This is a genomic window from Burkholderia sp. GW821-FHT14F03, assembly GCF_058803765.1.
Map to the genome: position 1 here is coordinate 94,843 of NZ_JBXAPG010000002.1, position 19,577 is coordinate 114,419.

A 19,577-nucleotide genomic window follows, 5' to 3' on the forward strand; every position below is an offset into this window, starting at 1 on the left:
AGGATTCGCGGGGCTTGCCGGCGCGCGTGTGTCGAGGGGCTCGGCGGCTGCCCGACTGCATCTCGATTCACGCGGGCGGGCTCACAGCGACGCCCGCTCCAGAAATTTCCTGATCTCCAGCGAGTAGGCGCGGGGGTGCGAGAACCGGAACATGTGACCGGTGCGCGGCATGATGACTTCCTGCGCATTCCTGATCTCCTTGAGGAGCGTCCCCGCGGCCTCCCTGCCGATCAGCTTGTCCTCCTCGGGTGTCAGGACCAGCGTGGGGACGTCGATCGCCTTCAGCAGGGCCGTGTAGTCCGTGTTCTCGATCGAGTGCATGCGGTTGATGTAGGCCTTGTGCGGCGTTTCCCCGATGAAGAAGGCGCGACTCTTTTCGGTGCTCCAGGGGATCTCCCCCTCCTGGTCGAACGACGACGCCAATTGCGCCGCGTGGAACCTCAAGGTGAGCTGTCGATAGAAGGGCCCGGGGAAGAATGGCGCCAGCGCCGCCAGCGTCTTGAGCAAGGGCGAAGTGATCGGGCTCCTGGCGAAGCCGCCGGAGAGCACGAGGCCCTTCAAGCCCTTCGGCCGGCGCGTCGCCGCCGCGATCGAGGCGACCGCGCCATATGAATCGCCCACCAGCACATAGCTGTCGAGATCCGTCACCTGGTCGGTGATGAAGTCGGCCAGGGTTTCCAGGTCGTTCACATCGTCCGGCAAGCGAAGCGTACGCAGGGGGCGATCCTGCAAGCTGGTCAACTGGTCGAGCTTCCACGGCGCGCCCGCGAAGCAAGGGATCATGACCAAGGTGGGGCTGGTTTTCATGGGGTGTTCCTGGCGGATCGAATGAAGGACAAGCGCACTCTAGGCGGTCCGGCCTATCCGATCCAATGGCATTTGCACACCTTGTCGATGCACGGGATTCATGATCCCCGGGCCGCTCCGTCGGCCGCCGCGCGCCCGCCGATGCCTAGCCGGCGATCATCATGTTCGTGATCCACTGGACGGCGGGTTCGTTGGCGCGCCCTTTGGCGCGAATCACGAACACGTCCCAGGTGGGCAAGGCCAAGGGCAGCTCGAACAGGCTCAGTTGCGCGGTGTCCTGCATGCGCAGCGCGACGCGTTCGGCGATCACGGCAATCGATTCCGACGCGCCGACCATGAACGGAACCGCCAGGAAGCTGGGGCAGGCGGCGCTCACCTGGCGAGCGCGGCCGAGCGCTTCCAGGGCGTCGTCGACGGCTCCCCGCGCGTCGCCGCGCGGCGAGACGAGGATGTGGGGCAGCCGGGTGAAGTCATCCAGCGCCATGTGCAGCTTCTTGCCCCGCTTGACCAGCGCCGGATGACCCTTGCGCGCGATGCCGACGAAGCGCTCCTTATGGGCAAGCTCGCAATCGAAGCGCTGTGGGATCTGGGCGAACGAACCGGACCCGAGCACGATGTCGAGATCGCCGGCGTCCAGCATGCGTAGCGCGGATTCGGTATCGGCCGGCCTGAGTTTCAGGACGACGCCCGGCGCAGCGGCCTGGATGTGGGCGAGGGCAGGGGTGAGGATGGTCAGGATGGCGTGGTCGGTGGCCGCTATCGAGAGCGCTGTTTCCAAACGACCGGGATCGAACGGGCCGCGCGGGCTGGCGACGAGCCTGACCGATTCGAGCACCGCCGATACGCGCGGCATCAACTCGACGGCCAGCGGCGTCGGCTCGATCCCGCGCGGGTTGCGAATGAAGAGCTGGTCGTCGAACGCCGTACGCAGGCGCGACAGCGCGTGGCTGGTGGCGGACTGGGACAGATGCAATCGTTCCGCGGCGCGGCCGACGTGCTTTTCGGCCCAAAGTGCTTCCAGTACGACCAGAAGATTGAGATCGAAACGTGTCAGATCCAGGGGCTTCATGCTGTGGTGGGCGTTGTTTTCATCCTGACTCGGGATCCGAACGCGCGGCCGTAAATGCGCGTTACGCCTGGCGCTGCGTTCGAGCGGGTATGCGCCGCCGTGCGGTAGCGGTTTTCCGGCGTCGTTCGCCGTTTGCGCCGGCGAGACGAAGAATGCGCTTGAAGGTCGCGCATTCCATGTGGCTCGGCGCGGGACATGCGGCCGCCTGCCGCAAGCCGTCGCGCATCGCGCTGAGCCGGCGGATCGTCCGGTCCAGTTCGTCGGCTTTCGCGAGCAGTTGCCGGCGGTCGATATGCGGGCCGTCGTTCGCCGCGAGCATCGGCGCGATCTCGTCGAGCGAGAAGCCCGCGGCGCGGCCGAGCGCGATCAGCGCGAGCCGGTCGAGCACGTCGGCGCCGAACAGCCGACGCAGCCCGCGCCGGCCGATCGACACGATCAAGCCCTTTTCCTCGTAGAACCGCAGCGTCGATGCCGGCACGCCCGCGCGTTGCGCGACTTCGGTGATATCCAGGGTGCTCACGCGCTTGACCTCAAGCCGACTTGAATTGGCACAGTGTAGCTTTCGCGCGTCGAGCGCGTGCAACGAGGGGATCGAGATGGGCGACAGGCAATCAGGGGCTGCCGGGCAGCATGCGCTGTGGAATGGCCATTCGGGGCGGGTGTGGGTCGATGCGCAGGCGGTGACCGATCAGATGTTCCGGCCGTTCGAGGTCTTGCTGGCCGATGCGGTGGGCGAGCAGGAGGCGCGTCGCGTGCTCGACGTCGGTTGCGGTACCGGGGCGACGACGCTTGCCGTGGCGAGGCGGCTCGGTGGGGACGCGCGGTGCGTGGGGGTCGACGTATCCGCACCGATGCTCGCGGCCGCGCGCGAGCGGGCGCGGGAAGCGGGGGCGGATGTCGCGTTCGTGTGCGCCGACGTGCAGCGTCACGATTTCGAGCCTGCGGGTTTCGACACGATCCTGTCGCGCTTCGGCGTGATGTTCTTCGACGATCCGGTGGCGGCGTTCGCGAACCTGCGGCGCGCGGCGACGGCCGATGCGCGGCTGATCTTCGCCGCCTGGCGCGGCCCCGAGGACAATCCGTTCATGACGCTGGCCGAGCGCACGGCCCGGCCGTGGCTGCCGGATATGCCCGCGCGCGTGCCGGGCGCACCGGGACAGTTCGGGTTCGCCGATCGGGAGCGGGTGGTTGCGATTCTGGCGGAGAGCGGCTGGCGGGAGATCGAGATCGTGCCGGTCGATCTCGATTGCACGTTGCCGGAACGGGAACTGCATGATTACCTGATCGGATTCGGTCCGGTCGGACAGGCGTTGCAGCATGCGGATGCGTCGCTGCGGGCGCGGATCGGCGCGGCGGCGCGGTGCGCGTACGAGTCTTACGTGCGGTGCGAGGACGTGCACTTCCGGGCGGCGTGCTGGATGGTGCGGGCGAGGGCTTAGGGGGCGCGGAAGGGGGCCCGATGACCATCTGGGGGGAGACGTCGCGCTGCGCGTTGCTGTGTTCGCGGCCGGGTCGAGTCATTTTCACCTGGCTTTGACTCCCCGTCGGTACGGTCCGCGGTCCTATACCGGGCGACGACGCCTGATGAGGCGCGTCTTATCCGGCATGTGACCCGGCGTTTGACAGCAAGCGCGATGGAGAAGCCGCTAACCTTGTACCGAATAGCCGCCGTCCACCGGGATGACCGCACCGGTGATGAAGTCGCTTTCGCTGGAGCACAGCGCCACCGCGATGCCGGCGAGGTCCTGCGGCTTGCCCCAGCGACGTTGCGGCGTGCGGCTCAGCACGTTTTCTTCCAGGTCGGGAAAAAGCCGCTTGGCTTCGGCAATCAGTTCGGTTTCAATCCAGCCCGGCAGCAAGGTGTTCACCTGGATGTTGTCGGGCGCCCATTCGACGGCCCATGCCTTGCCGAGTTGCACGATTCCGCCCTTGCTGGCCGCGTAGGCCGAACCATAGGCCGTGCCAAACAACGAGAGCATCGAACCGATGTTGACGATCTTGCCGCCGCCCGCGCGGACGAACGCGCCGTGGATGGCCTGGGCGCAGTAGTGCGCACCGCTCAGGTTCGTATCGATGATGCGATGCCAGTCCTCGACCGTCAGCTCGTGCGCCTGTTTGCGGATGTTCATGCCGGCATTGTTCACGAGGATATTGAGGCTCCCGAAATGGCGCTCGGCTTGCGCCATTGCCTCGATGCAGTCGTCGTACTTTGTGATGTCGGCCTGGATGAACTGACCGCTTGCGCTGCCGCCCGGCAATGAAGCCAGGGCGGCGCGACCTTTCTCGGGATCGCGCCCAACGAGTGCGACACGCGCGCCGGCCGCGACCATGCCCTGCGCGATGCCGAGTCCGATACCACTCGCCCCGCCCGTGACGACGGCCGCCTTTCCTGAAAGATCGAACATGTCTGTCTCCGTACGAACGTGTCGATATGAACAGGACGCCAGCATAGCCGGGCCCTACGCGGTAGGGCGCGGAGCGCGGTCGCGATATTTTCGAAGTCGGCGCGTGCGTTTTTCGAATGCTGGAAACAAGCCTGGAAGGGGATGGGCAAGCGAGACGAACGTCGCTCGTTGATCGTGGAGCGGATTGCGGACAACGCGGCGCGGCCGTCTGTTCGTGCCGATAGCCGCCGTTCGTCGTCGCCGGCACTCGGCTGTAGGGCGAACTTCGCGCAGGCACGTTCAAGCGCGGTCAAATTCAGGATGTCAAAGCGGTTTTCATGCCGCGCGTGAGCGCCCGGTCACCATGTACTTGCAAGCGTCACTCCCATGATGCAGCAGCACCTGCCCCTTAGCTGATAAGGCTTGAATCCAGAAGCTACGCTATGACCTACGCTGACGGATTTCGGGAACGCCGCTACCGACCCGTTACAGACAGTCGCAAAACATGGAAGCATGCCTTCCCGTCACTGCTACTTGCGCGGTTTTGCTTTGGGCTCGTACTTTTCCCAGTACCGAAACCCCTCTTCGTGCACTTCAAATTCAAGATCCCTGATGTCTTCCCCAAGATCCGAGACGTGTTGCTCAAAATCCAAGAAGTTTTGCAGGAGGCGCTTCTGCGCGTCCGCCACAGCCTTGTTGTAGATGTCGGGGCCGATTTCCTCCAAGAAAAAACCAAGGAGCGCGCCAGCGGCAATATTGCCGATCGGCTCCTCCATGTTCTTCTCGAAATATCTCTGAATGGAGGCAATCGCCTTGGCCCGAACTTCTTTCGTCAATTCAATTGTCATGGATCTGCTCCAGCCAGCGCCTTCCTCACTGGCGATCATACGTGGGCGCCGCCGGAGGATCGTCAACTAATCTTTCAACGCGACTGTGACCGCATCGGATTTACCGAACGTCGCCCCGTCACTCAAGTCCACAAATTGTCGGCGATAGAGGTTGCGGCGTCGATCGACTGCTTCTGCGTGACCGCCGGAAACTGGCCGGACGGCGAACTTCGCGTTCCCGCATCAGGGCGCTGGCAAACGCCGGCTGCCAAAGCTGCTGTTCCCGGTCACACGAGCACGCAACCCACCGCAGCACCTGCTACAGCCACTCCCATGATGCATCGGTACTTCGTCTTGTCTGACGGGGTATCGGTCAGAGCGCCACGCCAAAAACTACGCTGGGCACTTTCGTGAGTGCTCATTTCCGCCCTTTCTCCGGCATACCGTTCTATGGGCGGAATGACCGCTCAAAGCAGTTGAACTGTCGGCTCGCCGGTGTACATCAAAGATTACGGAGAAACTCGATCAACGCCGCGTTGACGAAATCCGGTGCCTCCTGTTGCAGCCAATGTCCTGCTCGTGGAACGATTCATGAGGCCGACAGCTTGGGCACGAGCCGGGGCATGCCGCCGATCATGTCCATTGCTGGCCGCCAGCTGCCGCTCGTGCCCGAAAGGCACGCTTCGCGCGGACGCGTCCTGGCCACAGGTCAACTAGTCCGATCCCTTTTGATCGATGAAAAATTGCACCACGGCATTGTCTCCATCCCCTCCGGCGTATCGCGTTTTAAAATCGGACGAGCTACATGAAATTCCATATGAATTTCCTCCGTAGTACGGATCATCCCATGAAATTGGAATGTTCTGAATTCCATTGTATTGGAATTGATATTGGAGGCTGCCTTGTGTGCCGGTGTAAATGCCGTCCGAGTCGCTCTCCCATTCCCCGTATTGAAGCGACGGGATGATTGAAGGTGGATATTTCTTCCATTCTCCGTGCTGGAGCTGGACCGAAGATGTGTCGAGGATTAAATCATGCGAGGTGAGATTGAAGAAGGTAACCGCGACGCTGCGAGCAGACATTTAATCACCTCAAAAGATTAAGATGTAATAATCCGTCCAACATCACGCAAGCTGATTCCAGGCAATGCCAGAATAAGATAAAAAATGGCATCGTAAAAGTGAAATTTACTTCGAATCACAATCGCTCAACAATCAACCCGACCATTCAGAAATTCACCGAATCGACCACGGCACTTATGGCGAGGCGCCGTCGCACGCCGCAGTCCTCCCACCCGACAACCCGCCTTCCGCCGTCGCTTCACGTTCCCACCGGCCTCAGCAATCCCCGTCCCGCCTCGACCACCCGCGCCGACAGCGACTGCATGCTCGGCGACTGCACCTTCCACGCGTGCCAGTACAACGCGCTGTCGGTCGGATACGCGGGCGCGAGATCGACGAGCCCTTGCTCGGCGAGCGGCATCTTGCCGAGCAGAAGCTCCGGCACCATCGCATAGCCGAGCCCGTGCTGCACGGCCGCGAAATGCGTATGCGTGCCGGGCACGTAGTGACACGGATAAGCCCCCTTGGGCAGCCCGAAATTCTCCAGCAGAAACGACGATTGCAGCGTATCGCGCCGCGAGTACGCGACGACCGGAGCCTGCCGCGCGCTCGCGCGCGTCAGGCCACGCGGAAACCACTGCGCCGCGAAAGCCTGCGCGGCGATCAACCGATAGCGCATCGTCCCGAGCGGCGTCGCGGCGCAACCGCGCATCGGCTTCTGCACCGTGGTCACGCAGCCGATCGCCATGCCGTTCTCGAGCAATCCGAAGGTGTGGTCCTGATCCTCCATGATCAGCTCGAACAGCAGCCGCTCGCCCGACAGGATCGACGACAGCGCCGGTAAAAACCACGTGCCGAGACTGTCCGAATTGAGCGCGACCACCACCGACACCGGAGACTGCCGCGCCGCGTCCAACTCGGCCTGCAAATCGGCCTGCAACATCGACACGCGCCGCAGATGCTGGAGCACACGCTGCCCGGTCGCGGTCGCGCGGCATGGCCGGGTGCGCAGCACGAGCGGCGTGCCGAGATCCGCTTCCAGCGCGCGCACGCGCTGCGTGATCGCCGACGCTGTCACGTGAAGCCGCGCGGCGGCCTGCTCGAAGCTGCCCGTCTCGACGACCGCGACGAAGGCCGCCGCTTGCCTGGGATCGATATCCATGCGCTTCCTAAATAAAAATAAGCATCTGCAAATTCAGCTAAAGATTGTACCGGTTCAAGACGCGAACCCCGACAATACGCAGCGCTTCGCGGATCCGGCGCACGCAGCGCACCCGACGCGCAGGCCGGATCCTTGGCAACACTGAAGGAAATCAGCCATGACGTCACCCGCCTCGCCCCCGCCCACGCCTGATCTTCCCCGCCCACGTCGCCGTCCCTGGCGGACCCTCGCGGGCGCGCTGCTGGGGCTCACGATCGCGGGCGCCGGGATCGGCGCATGGACCGTCGATCGCATCTGGCGCCAATTGCCGGCCGTCGATCATCTCGCGAGCTACCGTCCCGCGATGCCGCTGCGCATCTATTCGCGCGACGGCGTGCTGCTGGCCGAGTACGGCATCGAGCGGCGCGAATTCACGCCGCTCGCGCAGATCCCGCAGCGCGTGCGCCACGCGCTGCTCGCGGCCGAGGACGCGCGTTTCTACGAACACGGGCCGGTGGACTTCAACGGCCTGCTGCGCGCGACGCTGACCAACCTCGTCGCCGGTCATTCGGCGCAGGGCGCGAGCACGATCTCGATGCAGGTCGCGCGCAACTTCTACCTGACGCGCGACAAGCTGATCAGCCGCAAGCTTGCGGAGATCCTGATGGCCTACAAGCTCGAACAGGCCTACGGCAAGGACAAGCTGCTCGAGCTGTACATGAACCAGATCTACCTCGGCGAGCGCGCGTATGGCTTCGCCGCCGCGGCATCGATCTACTTCGGCAAGCCGCTCGACGCGCTCACCGATGCCGAGGCCGCCGTGCTGGCCGGGCTGCCGAAGGCGCCGTCCGCGTTCAACCCGACCGTCAACCCCACGCGCGCGATCGAGCGTCGCCAGTACGTGCTGCGCCGCATGCGCGAGCAGGACTATCTCGACGAGACCGCCTATCGGCAGGCGCTCGACGCTCCGCTCGGGCTCGCGAACACGCCGCCGCCGGGGATCGTCGCGGCGCCGTACGTCGCCGAACGGGCGCGTCGCATGATGGTCGAGCGCTATCACGACGAGGCCTACACGCTGGGCCTCGACGTCGTGACGACCGTGACGATGCGCGATCAGCTCGCGGCGGAAGCCGCGCTGCGCCACGCGGTGCTCGATGCGCGGCTGCGGCGCGCCCGACCGAATACCGCGGCGCGCGACGGCGATGCGCTGGAAGGCGCGCTGGTGTCGCTCGACGCGGACACGGGCGATATCCTCGCGCTCGCGGGCGGCGCGGATTTCCAGCGCAATCCGTTCGATCACGCGTTGCAGGCCTACCGGCAGCCGGGGTCGAGCTTCAAGCCGTTCGTGTATTCGGCCGCGCTCGAGAAAGGCCTGTTTCCGGGCACCCTCATCGACGACACGCAGCGCACGCTGTCGAAGGAGGAGACCGGCGCGAACCGCTGGCGGCCGCGCAACTACGCGAACAACTACGAAGGCTTCATCCCGATGCGGCGCGGGCTCGTGCGCTCGAAGAACCTCGTGGCCGTGAGCCTGATGCAGGCGGCCGATCCGGCGTTCGTGCAGCATCACGCCGTCGGCTTCGGCTTCGAGGGGCCGCGCAACCCGGCCTCGCTGCCGCTGGCGCTCGGCGCGGGCGCGGTCACGCCGCTGCAACTCGCGAGCGCGTACGGCGCATTCGCGAACGGCGGCCTGCGCATGGATACGCGCCTGGTCGAGACGGTCCGGCTGCGCAACGGCGACACGCTGTTCAGCGCGCCGCCGCCGGTCGCGACGCGGGTGATCTCCGAACGCAATGCGTTCGTGATGGACAGCATGCTGCGCGACGTCGCGCGTTTCGGCACCGCGCGCGGCACCTTGCCGCTGCGCCGTCCCGACATCGCCGGCAAGACCGGCACGTCGAACGGCTCGAAGGACGTGTGGTTCGCGGGCTACTCGTCGGGCGTCGTCACGGTCGCCTGGCTCGGCTACGACGCGCCGCGCAGCCTCGGTCGCGTCACGGGCGCGACGCTCGCGCTGCCGCTGTGGCTCGCCTACATGAAGGTGGCGGTCGACGGCCGCGCGAGCGTCGAGCGCACGATGCCGGGCGATCTCGCGCTGGTCGACGGCGACTACGTGTATGCGGAGTACACGACCGGCAAGTGCGCGGATGCGCCGCCGCCCTACATCCGCAATGCATTCGCATGCGGCGCGGCGCGCGCCGGCGCGAGCGCCGACGCCGGGCTGTCGCCCGCATCGGCTGCGCAGCCGGCGGAACGGGCGCTGCCGCCCGTCGACGCGGCCGAGCGCGCACGGGTGCTGGAACTGTTCCGCACCGACGATTGAACCGGATTTCCGCAAGAGGTTGAACGAAAATGCATACGCTGTACCTGATCGCGATCGTCGCGGAGGCCATGTCGGGCGCGCTGATGGGCATGCGCCGCGGCATGGATCGTTTTGGTCTCGCGCTGGTGGGCGCGGTCACCGCGCTGGGCGGAGGCACGGTGCGCGACGTGCTGCTCGGCCACTATCCGCTGACCTGGGTCGCTCACCCGACCTACCTGTTGATCACGCTGGGCGCGGCGACCTTCGCGTCGTGGACGGCCACCCACCTGACGCGCCTCAGGACATTGTTCATCACGGTGGACGCGCTCGGGCTCGCCGCGTTCTCGATCATCGGCTGCGACGTCGCGGCGACGGTGAACGCCAATCCGATCGTGATCGTGCTGGCGGGCGCGATCACGGGCGTCTGCGGCGGGATGCTGCGCGACCTGTTGTGCAACGAGATGCCGCTGATCCTGCGCGAGGAGTTGTACGCGAGCGTCGCGTTCTTCACCGGCGCGCTGTACGTCGCATTCCAGTACGTCGGGCTCGACGAGAACATTGCGACCGTGGTGGCGTTGGTCGCCGGGTTCGCCGCGCGCATGTGCGCGGTGCGCTTCGGTTGGAAGATGCGCACCTTCGGGCCGGTGGACGCCGAATAGCCGCTCGGCGGCGCGGCATCGTCACGCGCGTGCGTCGTCGGCCGGCTTGCGTTGCACGACGTGCCACAGCACGCCCGACGGGTCGAACAGGAAGGCGACCGTCATGCCCCATGGCTGGCGCTTCGGCGGAACGGGCGCCGGCGTGCCGTGGCGCGTGACGGGATCGAGCGCCTCGATGTGCTTCCACCACGCGTCGAGATCGTCGACCACCAGCTGCAACACGCAATTGTCGGCCCAGGCCTCCACGTAGAAGTTCTGCAACAGGATCGCCTGCGCGCCGAGCGCGAGCACGGCGAGATCCCGCGAGTCGTGCTCGAGCGTGAAGCCGAGATCGAGATAGAACTGCCGGCTGCGCGGGAAATCCAGCGCGGGAACGAACGGCCGCAGCGCGGCGACGGGTGACGGCGGGGTGGACATGGCGACTCCTGGATGAAGGAAACGATTCGAGGTGCCCGCGATATTCAGGCCGGCACCATGACGGGCGGCGCATCGCCGCCCGCGTCGAGCATCCTGACCGCGAAGCCGTAGCAGCGCTCGAACAGGCCGGGCGTCATGATGTCGTGCGGCGCGCCGGCCGCGAAGATCGCGCCGTCCGCGAGCAGCGCGATGTGGTCGGCATGACGCGCGGCCAGATTCGGATCGTGGACGATCGTCAGCACGCCGATGCCCCATTCGCGCGCGATGCGGTGCACGGTGTCGAGCAGCAGGTGCTGATGCGCGAGGTCGAGCGCGGCGGTCGGTTCGTCGAGCAGCAGGTAGCGCGGCACGCGCGCGGTCAGCGGCGCGGCGGCCGGCCACAGCTGCGCGAGCACGCGCGCGAACTGCACGCGCGCGAGTTCGCCGCCCGACAGCGTGGTGACGTCGCGGCCCGCGAGCGGCGTCGCTTCCGCGAGCGCGAGCGCCTGCGCGGCGATCGCGTGATCGTCGCGCGTCAGCGCGCCGCCGTGCGCGGTATGCGGATAGCGGCCGAGCAACACGATCTCGTCGGCGCTGAACGGGAACGCGGGCTGCGAGGCTTGCGGCAGCACCGCGCGCAGCTGGGCGAGCCGTCGCGTGTCGATTCGTTCGAGCGGGATGCCGTTCAGCGAGATCTCGCCGTCGACGCGCACGTCGCGGTGGCTGCGCAGTTCGCCGGCCAGGACTTTCAGCAAGGTGCTCTTGCCCGCGCCGTTGCGGCCGAGCAGCGCGGTGACGCGGCCCGGTTCGAGACGGAGCGACAGGTCGCGGAGGATGGTGGCGTTGCCGCGCGCGACGTGGAGGTGTTCGGCGATCAGCATGATGATGGACAGGAAGACACGGTGCGCATCGCGTGGTCAGCCGCCCAGCGCGCCGCGCCCGCGCCACAGCAGCGCGAGGAAGAACGGCGCGCCGAGCAGCGCGGTGAGGATGCCGAGCGGGATCTCGGCGGGGGCGGCGAGGGTGCGCGCGGCGAGGTCGGCGACGATCGTGAGCAGCGCGCCGAGCAGCGCCGCGCCGGGCATCACGATGCGCTGGTCGGGGCCGCACGCGAGCCGCACGCAATGCGGCGCGACGAGCCCGATGAAGCCAATCACGCCCGTGCACGACACCAGCGCGCCGACGCACAGCGCCGTGGCGACCAGCACGCGGCGCTTGACGCGCTGCACGGGCACGCCGAGATGAAGCGCCTCGGTTTCGCCGAGCTGCAGCGCGTTGAGCGCATGCCGCTCGCGCGCGAGCAGCGCGCAGCCGGCCAGCGAGAACGGCGCGACCGCCGCGATCATCGACCACTGCGCGCCGCCGACGCTGCCGAGGCTCCAGAACGTGAGCGAGCGCAGCTGCGCATCGTTGGCGACATAGGTGAGCAGGCCGATCGCGGCGCCGACGAGCGCGTTGATCGCGATGCCGGCGAGCAGCAGCAGTGGCAGCGCGAGCCGGCCGCGCGACGCGGCGAGCCGGTACACGAGCGCCGCGACCGCGAGCGCGCCTGCGAAGGCCGCGAGCGGTAGATAGCCGAAGCCGATCGGGCCGGCGATGAGCGCGGGGCCGAGCACGATCAAGGCGCTCGCGCCGAGGGCCGCGCCGCTGCTCACGCCGATCAGGCCGGGGTCCGCGAGCGGATTGCGGAACAGCGCCTGCATCGCCGCGCCGGCCGTGCCGAAGCCCGCGCCGACGAGGAGCGCGAGCGCCACGCGCGGCGCGCGGATGTCGAGCAGCACCGCGCGCGCCTGCGCGACGGCGGGATCGTGCGCGAGCGTGTCGCCGGAGGCGGCGAGCGCGGCCAGCACCTGGGCGGGCGTGAGGCGATACGCGCCGATGCAGAACGCGGCCAGGATCGCGCAGCCGAGCGCGCCTGCGAGCGCAAGCAGTGCGACGAACGCGACGCGACGGCGGCGCGCGGCGATGCTGCTCGATGCGTCGGGCGGCAAACCGCTGGGCAATGAAGCGCCGGACGACAAACCACCGGGTGGCGAACCACCGGGCGGCGAACCACCGGGCGGCGAACCGCCGGGCGGCAGTCTGACGGGCGCACGGTTGAGCGAAGAGGGCGGGGCGATGGAATTCATCGTGGCAGGTTCGGAGCTATCGGTCACGCGAGCGCGTCGCGCAGCCGCTGGTGCAGCGTGGCGACGGCCTGCGGCAGGCGCGGCCCGAAGCCGAGCAGGAACAGCGCGTCGAGCGACACGAGCCGCTGCGCGCGGCCGGCCGGCGTCGTGCCGAAGCCCGGTGCGGCGAGCAGCGCGGCCCGGCCGCCCGCCGCGGCGAGACCTTCGTCGGAGATCAGCACGACGTCGGGTGCGGCGGCGACCAGCGCCTCGGCGGTCAGCGGCTTGTAGTGCGCGAAGCCCTGCATCGCGTTGCGCGCGCCCGCGTAGCGGATCATCGCGTCGGCGGCGGTCTGCTGGCCGGCGGCGAGCGCCTGGTTGCCGGTGTGATTGAGCACGAACAGCACGCGCGGCGGCGCGCCGGCCGCGCTCAGCGGCTTGGCCGCGATCGCATCGCGCGCGGCCTGCCAATCGGCGTCGAAACGCGCGAGCAGCGCCTGGCCGCGCGGCTGGACGTCGAGCGCTTGCGCGATGCCGGTGATCTTGTCGCGCACGGACTGCACGTCGTGTCCTTCGCCGAAGGTCGCGATCGCGACGCCCGCGCCTTTCACCTGCGCGAGCGCGGCGGGCGGTCCGGCCTCGGCGGACGCGAGCACGAGATCCGGGCGCAGCGACAGCAGCCCCTCCGCCGACAGCGCGCGCTGGTAGCCGACCTTCGGCAGCTTGCGCGCGGCGTCGGGGTAGGTGCAGGTGGTGTCCGCACCGACCAGCGCGTAGCGCGGCGTCTGTGCGCCGTCGAGCGCATAGACGGTTTCCGCGAGCGCGCCGCCGAGCACGATCACCCGCTTCGGCTGCGCGCCCGCCTGCGCCCGCGCGGCGGCGGCCGGCAGCGTCAGCGCGAGCGCGCAGGCGCCGCCGCGCGCGAGCCACGCGCGGCGGCGCGCATCGAAGCGCGCGGCGCTCATCGTGCGGCCTCCGAGGCAGGCAGCGTCTCGACGAGCGCGCGCCAGCCGTCGAGTTCCGGGCGGCCCGGCTTGCGCTCGCCGAACAGCATCGCGATGTTCTCGCCGGCCGCGTCGAACAGTTCGAGCGAGGTGACGATGCCGTCGCTCGTCGGCTTGCGCACCACCCACGCGGACGCGATCAGATCGGCGCGCAGGTGCAGGTTGAAGCCCGGATCGAGCACGTTGAGCCACGGGCCCATCTCGCGGACGTTGACGACCGGGCCGCTGTGGATCTGGATCATGCCGTGGTTGCCGACGAACACCATGATCGGCAGCGCGCGCGCGGCCGCGCCGTCGAGCACGCGGCGCAGCGCATCGGTCGCGACGGGCAGTGCGTAGCGCGGCTCGGCGAGCCGCAGCGCCTGGGTGCGGGTGACGCCGAACTTGCGCGTGAGTCCGAAGAACTGATGCGTGTCGGTCATCGCGTCCCAGGCCGCGCGGAAGCCGTCGGCGTCGATCTCGGCGTCCGGCCGCTCGGCGGCGGCGGGCGCGGCGGGCTCGACCGCGAGGTGCGGCGTCTGGGCCGCCATCTTCCAGCGCTCGACGAACGCGTCGTAGGCCGCATGGTCGCTGTGCTCGCGCAGATAGACCTTGTGAACCGCCTGGCCCTGCGCATCGAAGAACTGCAGGCTCTTCATCGTGCCGTGCGCGGTCTGCTCGCGCACCGCGAAGCCGGACGCCCAGTTGCGATAGAAGATGCGCAGGTCGATGGTGCCGAGCGCGAGGCCCACCGGGCCGTCGTGGCTCATCTGCGCATAGGCGCCGTCCTTCTCGTGCACGGCCGCCTCGTTGCGGGTCAGCGCCATCACGCTGCCCAGCCGCGGCACTTCCTCGAACAGCTCGACGAAGCGCGGTTCGAGCCGCACCACATGCTCGCCGACGAAGGCCGCGAGCGCCTCGCCTTCGCTGACGCCGAGCACGTGCGCGGCTTCGCGGTTGCGCAGCTTCTGGGTTTCCTTCAGGTGCACGAACGCATCGCGCAGCTCGCGGGGCGCGAGCTTGACGGCGGACGGCGTGGCGGATTGAACGGTATTCATCATGTCGGGCTCCTTCGATTGCCGGATGAAAAGAAAGCGTGGGCGGGCCGCATCAGAAATCCACCTTCATGCTGACCGAGACGCTGCGGCCGGGCGACGTATAGGCGTCGAGCACCTTCGAATCGGACGCGATGCCGCGCACGTCCGACCAGTTCCAGTACTTGCGGTCGAACAGGTTGTGGATGCCGAGATAGGCGCTCACGTGCTTGTTGAAGCGATAGCCGCCGCGCACGTCGACGACGAACGACGACGGCGGCGAATAACAGGTCTTGCCGGCGCCGCATGCATCGGACGCGATGTCCTGCTGCTTCTTCGCGGCCTGGAACAGCAGGTCGGTCTGCACGAACCAGCGCTCGGTCGGCTCGTAGCGCACGCCGAACACCGCCGAGAACGGGTTGATCGTGTTGAGCGGCTCGCCCGCCGCGCCGTTGTCCTGGGTCGAGCCCTTGGTGAACGCGAGCGCGGTCTTGAGCGTGATGCCGTTCGGCATCACCCATTCGGCGCGGCCCTCGAAGCCGTGGATGCGCGCCTTCGCGAAGTTCACGTACTGGAACACCAGCGGATCGTTCGGACGGCCGCTGCCGCTGATGGTCCGCTGCGAGATGAAGTTCCGGTAGTTGCCGGTGAACGCGGCCGCGCTGTAGCGCAGCGGCCCGTAGCCGGTGCCGAGCGTGCCGCGGAAGCCCGCCTCGAAGGTGTCGCTGGTCTCGGGCTTCAGGTTCGGATTGCCGATCGAGGTATAGCCGTAGACCGGGTTCGAGAAGCTGTTGTTGACCTGGTCCGGGGTCGGCGTGCGGAAGCCGTGCGCGTACTGCGCATACGGGATCAGCATGGGCGATACCTCGTACAGCACCGCGACGCGCGGCGACAGCTCATGGTCGCTCGATTTCACCGCCTGCCCGGTGAACAGCGGATCGCCCGTGACCGGGCTCAGGCGGTACGCGTCGTAGCGCAGGCCCGGCGTGACCGACAGCTTGCCGAAGCTGATCCGGTCCTGCAGGAACGCGCCGAGCAGCGTGTAGTCGGTGTCCGGGAAGGCCTTGTTCGGGAACGATTCGCCGACGCCCGGCACGGTGCCGTTGCGCAGGCTCTTGATGCGGGCGATGCTGCCGTCCACGCCGTACAGCAGCTTGTGCGCGAACGGGCCCGTCGAGAAGCCGCTTTCCGCGAACGCCGAGCCGCCGAAGGTGTGCTCCGAATAGTCGTTGTCGCGCGAGCGCGATTGCAGGCGGCCGCCGCGCGTCTCGAACGAATACTGTTCCTGCTTCGCGTCCTGGTAGTAGAACTGCACGTGCGCGGTCTGGAACCAGCGCGCATCCGCGTTGTGGAAATCGTAGTCGACGCTGAAGCGATTGCGCTCCAGGCGATCGTTCGCGGTCAGGCCGAGCGTGGTCGGCGGGTTGATCGCGGACAGCACGTTGGTGTCGACCCGGCGCCGCACGGCTTCGGCCGTGAACTTGATCGTGTCGTGGCGGGTGGGCGTGACGACCAGCTTGCCGAGCACCGATTCCGTATAGGTGTCCTGCGGGTTGGCGGTGGTGCGCGCGGTGGACGCCGAGTTGTTGTCGCCGCGCGTGTCGACCTCGTGGCCGCGCCGGCCGTCGGCGATGATCATGCCTTGCACGAGATCGTTGCCGGCCGCCGCCGACACGGTCGCGCCGACGCTGCGGTCGGTCGAGTCGTAGCTGGGCCGGAACGAGAAGTAGGTTTTCTTGTTGTAGACCGACAGCAGGTCTTGTGGATCCTTGGTGATGAAGTTGACCGCGCCCGTGAGGCCGTCGCTGCCGTACAGCGCCGATGCGGGCCCGCGCAGGATCTCGATGCGCTTGAGCGTGTCGAGGTCCGCGTAGTCGCCGCGGCCGGCTTCGAGCGGGCCGAACGCGAACGAATTCGGCAGGCGGATGCCGTCCTGCATCAGCAGCACGCGATTGCCTTCGAGGCCCCGGATGTTGATGCTCGAATCGCCGTCGCGGCCGCCGGCGAGCGCGGCGCTCGCCGGACGGTAGGTGGTGCGCCGCACGGTGACGCCCGGCTCATAGCGCAGCGCGTCCTTGATGTTGGTGGCCTGCTGCTCTTCGAGATCCTCGGCGGTGATCACCGACACGCTCGCCGCGGTGCGGCTGACGGCCGTCGCGGTGCGCGTCGCGGTGACGGCGATCGGATCGAATGATTCGCCCGGCTTGACGGCCGCGACCTGGATCGCCTGCGTAGCGGCTTGGGCAGTGACGGACGGATCGGCAACGGCGCCCGCCGCCTGCGCGGCGGCGGCATAGACGCTGAATACGCCGTATAGCGCGGCGCATAGCGGCCGCCGCGCCAACAAATGTGGATGCACGGATGGTCTCCCAGTGGATTAAGCCCGAAGGCTGGCTGGGTGAACGCGTACACCTGGCTGGCCGCGCCGCCGGTCAGGGCGACGTGTCGAAAAAAACGAAATAGAACGCGCGATATCGAAAGAAACGAAAGAAAAATCGCGGCAGGGAGAAAGTGTAATTGAGAATGATTATCAATTCAATATTTGTCAGCATTGCAAGATGCGAGCCGATGGCGTGAATTGATGATGGAAGAGGTGGCGTTTGAATGATCGCAACTAACGGTCTATCCCACAGGCGTCAGAGGAATGAAGGGGCATGATCAAGCTTGCAGGGCGAAAGGCCGGGCCCGGTCGCTCGGTGAAAAGACGATCGGCGCGGGCTTCACCTGCGCCGATGCAGGGTTGGCTGGGTCAGTAGACGCCGGGGATCAAGCGCCAGGTTCGCGCGCGGTACGCGTCGTATTCGTCGCCGAACTGGTCGTGCAGCAGCTTTTCCTCGGCATGCATGCGCGCGACGAGGGGAGGGAGCAGCAGCGCGGTCAGCACGATGCCGGCCAGCGAGCGGAACGCCAGCGACCAGCCCAGCCCGTTGATCAGCAGGCCGAGATAGCTGGGATTGCGGATGACGCGATAGAGCCCGCCGGTGACGAGGGTATGTCCGGGCTGGATCGCGACGAGGCCGCTGAAGCGCTTGCCGAGCAGGAACACCGGCGCGAGGCGGAGCGCGCCGCCGGCGACGAAGAGCGCGACGCCGATCCAGCGCACCGCGCCGCCTTCGAGGGTCCACACGTTCACGCGGTCGGAATAGGCGGGCACGACGCAGGACAGCAGCCCGAGCGCGCCGAATACGGGCAGCACCCAGCGGTTCGTGCGCGCTTCGCGTTCGCCGGGGTTCAGGTTGGCCTGCGAGAACAACGAGACGACGGCCAGCGCCACGGTGGCGAGCGCGACGGTCGTGAGCGCGGGTTCGGCGAAGAAGGCGCGGCCGCCGCCCCGGGCGACGATCGCGAGACCGAGGTAAACGGCGGTCGAGACGAGGATCGCGGGGGTGAGTTGGGGGTTGAGTTTCATGCGCGTTTCACCGTGTGGACGTGGCCGGCCTGCCGCGCGGCCGAGCGGACGGCGAGGCGCGGCTGAGCCTGCCGCGCAGGCGGCTTCCTCATCCGAGCGATTCGATCCGGATCAGCAATTTCCTGGCGTGGGTGATCATCGCGTCGTGCAGTTCCTTGTCGGCGGGCGACGCGTGGGACGTGTCCTCCGCGAAGCCGATCTGCTGCCGGAATCCTTCGACGAGCGCGCGGCGCAGGTCGTCCGGCATTGCCCGGACCATCGACGCGACCAGCATTTCCTGGGCGCGCAGCGCGCCCGACAACGCGGTGGTGTTCATGCGGACCTCCAATCGGTGGAACAAGGCGGGCCCGGATCGGGCTCGCGCTTGCTGTTTCCATCGTAGGCGCTGCGAAGCGAAGCTGCCGAGGCATCGGGTCGGGGCGCGCCCGGGCCACCTAGCGCCGCGCGCCCCGTTCGGTCGCTTCGGCCAGACTCAGCACGGTCTGCGCGATCGACTGCGTCGTCGCGAGCGTATTGATCACGCCCGAGCGCAGCGCGCCCAGGATGCCGGTCGCCTTGGTCGGCTCGCTCGCGGTCGCGATCACGTTCGGGATCCGCTTCAGGTCGTCGAGCGTGAGGCCGATCACGCGCCCGCGCAGCATCGTGGTGGTCGGCTCGCCGTGCAGGTTGATGAAGTCGTAGCCCATGATGTCGCCGACGGCGCCCGCGCGCTTCGCCTCGGCCATCTCCTCGGGCGTGAACCAGCCCATCCTGACCATGTTGCTGTCCTCGAGGATGTCGCCGATCCCCACCAGCGCGAACGATGCGCGCCGCGCCTTGTCGAGCGACTGGCGCACGACATCGTTGTCGAGCAGCGCCTTGAACAGCTGCGGGTCGTTGACGAGCGCGGGCGCGTAGAGCGTCTCGCTCTCGCCGCCGAAGCGCGCGGCGAGCTGCCGGCAGATGTGGTCGGCGTTCATGGTTTCGCCGCCGCGATACGAGCCGCCGATCGCGGAGACGAACGAGCAGCGTCGCTGCGTGGTCGACACGGCGTGCCGGGATACCGCGCTCACGTTGCGGCCCATGCCGACCGCGACGATCGAGCCGTCGGCCAGCACCCGGTCGAGATAGCTCGCGACGAGGCCCGCGAGCAGTTCGCGCTGGCTGTCCTGGTTGTGATGGTCGACGGAGATGATGGCGCGCTGGATGCCGAAATGCGCGATCAGCGCCTGTTCCAGATCCTGAACGGCGCGCGAGTGGTGCCGCACGCGGATCTCGACGATGCCCTCCTCGACGGCGCGCTTCAGCATCCGGCCGACTTTCGGGCGCGAGATCGCGAACTTGTGCGCGAGTTCTTCCTGCGTCAGCCCGTCGACGTAATAGCAGGTCGCGAGCTGCGTGAGTTCTTCGTTTGTCAT

The 19,577-nt window shown here is 67.5% G+C and carries 19 protein-coding genes; 3 read left to right on the plus strand and 16 right to left on the minus strand.

Going from position 1 to position 19,577, the window contains the following annotated elements; all coding sequences use genetic code 11:
- Window positions 1-81 precede the first annotated feature (81 nt).
- The 3 genes from AC1RQF_RS01935 to AC1RQF_RS01945 form a co-directional block, all read right to left on the minus strand.
- Complete coding sequence (locus AC1RQF_RS01935) at window positions 82-807, minus strand: alpha/beta fold hydrolase (RefSeq protein WP_273997363.1); 726 nt, start codon at window positions 805-807, stop codon at window positions 82-84.
- Window positions 808-952: 145 nt separating this feature from the next.
- Complete coding sequence (locus tag AC1RQF_RS01940) at window positions 953-1,876, minus strand: LysR family transcriptional regulator (protein ID WP_492871182.1); 924 nt, start codon at window positions 1,874-1,876, stop codon at window positions 953-955.
- 61 nt (window positions 1,877-1,937) lie between these two features.
- A complete protein-coding gene (locus AC1RQF_RS01945) occupies window positions 1,938-2,396 on the minus strand; it encodes a helix-turn-helix domain-containing protein (protein ID WP_273998295.1) in 459 nt (152 codons plus the stop codon).
- A gap of 76 nt (window positions 2,397-2,472) precedes the next feature.
- Here AC1RQF_RS01945 and AC1RQF_RS01950 point away from each other — a divergent pair, with 76 nt between their 5' ends.
- Window positions 2,473-3,315 (plus strand): class I SAM-dependent methyltransferase, encoded by an 843-nt coding sequence (locus AC1RQF_RS01950; protein ID WP_273997366.1) that lies wholly within the window; start codon window positions 2,473-2,475, stop codon window positions 3,313-3,315.
- A gap of 207 nt (window positions 3,316-3,522) precedes the next feature.
- Here AC1RQF_RS01950 and AC1RQF_RS01955 read toward each other — a convergent pair whose 3' ends face one another.
- From AC1RQF_RS01955 to AC1RQF_RS01970, 4 genes are all read right to left on the minus strand, one after another.
- Complete coding sequence (locus AC1RQF_RS01955) at window positions 3,523-4,281, minus strand: SDR family NAD(P)-dependent oxidoreductase (RefSeq protein ID WP_492871183.1); 759 nt, start codon at window positions 4,279-4,281, stop codon at window positions 3,523-3,525.
- 509 nt (window positions 4,282-4,790) lie between these two features.
- Window positions 4,791-5,108 (minus strand): DUF2164 domain-containing protein, encoded by a 318-nt coding sequence (locus AC1RQF_RS01960; RefSeq protein ID WP_273997370.1) that lies wholly within the window; start codon window positions 5,106-5,108, stop codon window positions 4,791-4,793.
- 692 nt (window positions 5,109-5,800) lie between these two features.
- Window positions 5,801-6,169: a Crystal protein ET79 gene (locus AC1RQF_RS01965; RefSeq protein ID WP_273997371.1), complete on the minus strand. Its 369-nt coding sequence runs from the start codon at window positions 6,167-6,169 to the stop codon at window positions 5,801-5,803.
- Window positions 6,170-6,407: 238 nt separating this feature from the next.
- Window positions 6,408-7,310, minus strand: a complete 903-nt coding sequence (locus AC1RQF_RS01970) for an HTH-type transcriptional regulator ArgP (protein WP_273997372.1) — start codon at window positions 7,308-7,310, stop codon at window positions 6,408-6,410.
- 157 nt (window positions 7,311-7,467) lie between these two features.
- On the opposite strand from AC1RQF_RS01970, the gene AC1RQF_RS01975 reads away from it, so the two are divergent.
- Both AC1RQF_RS01975 and AC1RQF_RS01980 read left to right on the plus strand, forming a co-directional pair.
- Complete coding sequence (locus AC1RQF_RS01975) at window positions 7,468-9,612, plus strand: penicillin-binding protein 1A (RefSeq protein WP_273997373.1); 2,145 nt, start codon at window positions 7,468-7,470, stop codon at window positions 9,610-9,612.
- 29 nt (window positions 9,613-9,641) lie between these two features.
- On the plus strand, window positions 9,642-10,250 hold the full coding sequence (locus AC1RQF_RS01980) for a trimeric intracellular cation channel family protein (RefSeq protein ID WP_492871184.1): 609 nt from the start codon (window positions 9,642-9,644) through the stop codon (window positions 10,248-10,250).
- 21 nt (window positions 10,251-10,271) lie between these two features.
- Here AC1RQF_RS01980 and AC1RQF_RS01985 read toward each other — a convergent pair whose 3' ends face one another.
- The 9 genes from AC1RQF_RS01985 to AC1RQF_RS02025 all read right to left on the minus strand — a co-directional run bounded on the left by AC1RQF_RS01985 (window position 10,272) and on the right by AC1RQF_RS02025 (window position 19,577).
- Window positions 10,272-10,667 (minus strand): VOC family protein, encoded by a 396-nt coding sequence (locus AC1RQF_RS01985; protein ID WP_273997375.1) that lies wholly within the window; start codon window positions 10,665-10,667, stop codon window positions 10,272-10,274.
- Between the two features lie 44 nt (window positions 10,668-10,711).
- A complete protein-coding gene (locus AC1RQF_RS01990; RefSeq protein ID WP_492871264.1) occupies window positions 10,712-11,539 on the minus strand; it encodes a heme ABC transporter ATP-binding protein in 828 nt (275 codons plus the stop codon).
- Between the two features lie 24 nt (window positions 11,540-11,563).
- Complete coding sequence (locus AC1RQF_RS01995) at window positions 11,564-12,649, minus strand: FecCD family ABC transporter permease (protein WP_492871185.1); 1,086 nt, start codon at window positions 12,647-12,649, stop codon at window positions 11,564-11,566.
- Between the two features lie 149 nt (window positions 12,650-12,798).
- Complete coding sequence (locus AC1RQF_RS02000; protein WP_273997379.1) at window positions 12,799-13,719, minus strand: heme/hemin ABC transporter substrate-binding protein; 921 nt, start codon at window positions 13,717-13,719, stop codon at window positions 12,799-12,801.
- A complete protein-coding gene (locus tag AC1RQF_RS02005; RefSeq protein WP_492871186.1) occupies window positions 13,716-14,798 on the minus strand; it encodes a hemin-degrading factor in 1,083 nt (360 codons plus the stop codon). The genes AC1RQF_RS02000 and AC1RQF_RS02005 overlap by 4 nt, the downstream gene beginning before the upstream one ends.
- Window positions 14,799-14,847: 49 nt before the next feature.
- Complete coding sequence (locus tag AC1RQF_RS02010; protein ID WP_273998296.1) at window positions 14,848-17,115, minus strand: TonB-dependent hemoglobin/transferrin/lactoferrin family receptor; 2,268 nt, start codon at window positions 17,113-17,115, stop codon at window positions 14,848-14,850.
- Window positions 17,116-17,520: 405 nt separating this feature from the next.
- Window positions 17,521-18,180: a methyltransferase family protein gene (locus tag AC1RQF_RS02015; protein ID WP_492871187.1), complete on the minus strand. Its 660-nt coding sequence runs from the start codon at window positions 18,178-18,180 to the stop codon at window positions 17,521-17,523.
- A gap of 88 nt (window positions 18,181-18,268) precedes the next feature.
- Window positions 18,269-18,496, minus strand: coding sequence for a hypothetical protein (locus AC1RQF_RS02020; protein ID WP_273997382.1), 228 nt, complete (start codon window positions 18,494-18,496; stop codon window positions 18,269-18,271).
- A 118-nt stretch (window positions 18,497-18,614) separates the two neighbouring features.
- Window positions 18,615-19,577, minus strand: a complete 963-nt coding sequence (locus AC1RQF_RS02025) for a sugar-binding transcriptional regulator (RefSeq protein WP_273997383.1) — start codon at window positions 19,575-19,577, stop codon at window positions 18,615-18,617.

Bases quoted from the DNA above. Each gene is read 5' to 3' on its own strand.
- AC1RQF_RS01935 (WP_273997363.1), bottom strand. From the start codon at position 807: ATGAAAACCAGCCCCACCTTGGTCATGATCCCTTGCTTCGCGGGCGCG.
- AC1RQF_RS01940 (WP_492871182.1), bottom strand. From the start codon at position 1,876: ATGAAGCCCCTGGATCTGACACGTTTCGATCTCAATCTTCTGGTCGTA.
- AC1RQF_RS01950 (WP_273997366.1), top strand. From the start codon at position 2,473: ATGGGCGACAGGCAATCAGGGGCTGCCGGGCAGCATGCGCTGTGGAAT.
- AC1RQF_RS01955 (WP_492871183.1), bottom strand. From the start codon at position 4,281: ATGTTCGATCTTTCAGGAAAGGCGGCCGTCGTCACGGGCGGGGCGAGT.
- AC1RQF_RS01960 (WP_273997370.1), bottom strand. From the start codon at position 5,108: ATGACAATTGAATTGACGAAAGAAGTTCGGGCCAAGGCGATTGCCTCC.
- AC1RQF_RS01965 (WP_273997371.1), bottom strand. From the start codon at position 6,169: ATGTCTGCTCGCAGCGTCGCGGTTACCTTCTTCAATCTCACCTCGCAT.
- AC1RQF_RS01970 (WP_273997372.1), bottom strand. From the start codon at position 7,310: ATGGATATCGATCCCAGGCAAGCGGCGGCCTTCGTCGCGGTCGTCGAG.
- AC1RQF_RS01975 (WP_273997373.1), top strand. From the start codon at position 7,468: ATGACGTCACCCGCCTCGCCCCCGCCCACGCCTGATCTTCCCCGCCCA.
- AC1RQF_RS01980 (WP_492871184.1), top strand. From the start codon at position 9,642: ATGCATACGCTGTACCTGATCGCGATCGTCGCGGAGGCCATGTCGGGC.
- AC1RQF_RS01985 (WP_273997375.1), bottom strand. From the start codon at position 10,667: ATGTCCACCCCGCCGTCACCCGTCGCCGCGCTGCGGCCGTTCGTTCCC.
- AC1RQF_RS02000 (WP_273997379.1), bottom strand. From the start codon at position 13,719: ATGAGCGCCGCGCGCTTCGATGCGCGCCGCCGCGCGTGGCTCGCGCGC.
- AC1RQF_RS02005 (WP_492871186.1), bottom strand. From the start codon at position 14,798: ATGATGAATACCGTTCAATCCGCCACGCCGTCCGCCGTCAAGCTCGCG.
- AC1RQF_RS02015 (WP_492871187.1), bottom strand. From the start codon at position 18,180: ATGAAACTCAACCCCCAACTCACCCCCGCGATCCTCGTCTCGACCGCC.
- AC1RQF_RS02020 (WP_273997382.1), bottom strand. From the start codon at position 18,496: ATGAACACCACCGCGTTGTCGGGCGCGCTGCGCGCCCAGGAAATGCTG.
- AC1RQF_RS02025 (WP_273997383.1), bottom strand. From the start codon at position 19,577: ATGACAAACGAAGAACTCACGCAGCTCGCGACCTGCTATTACGTCGAC.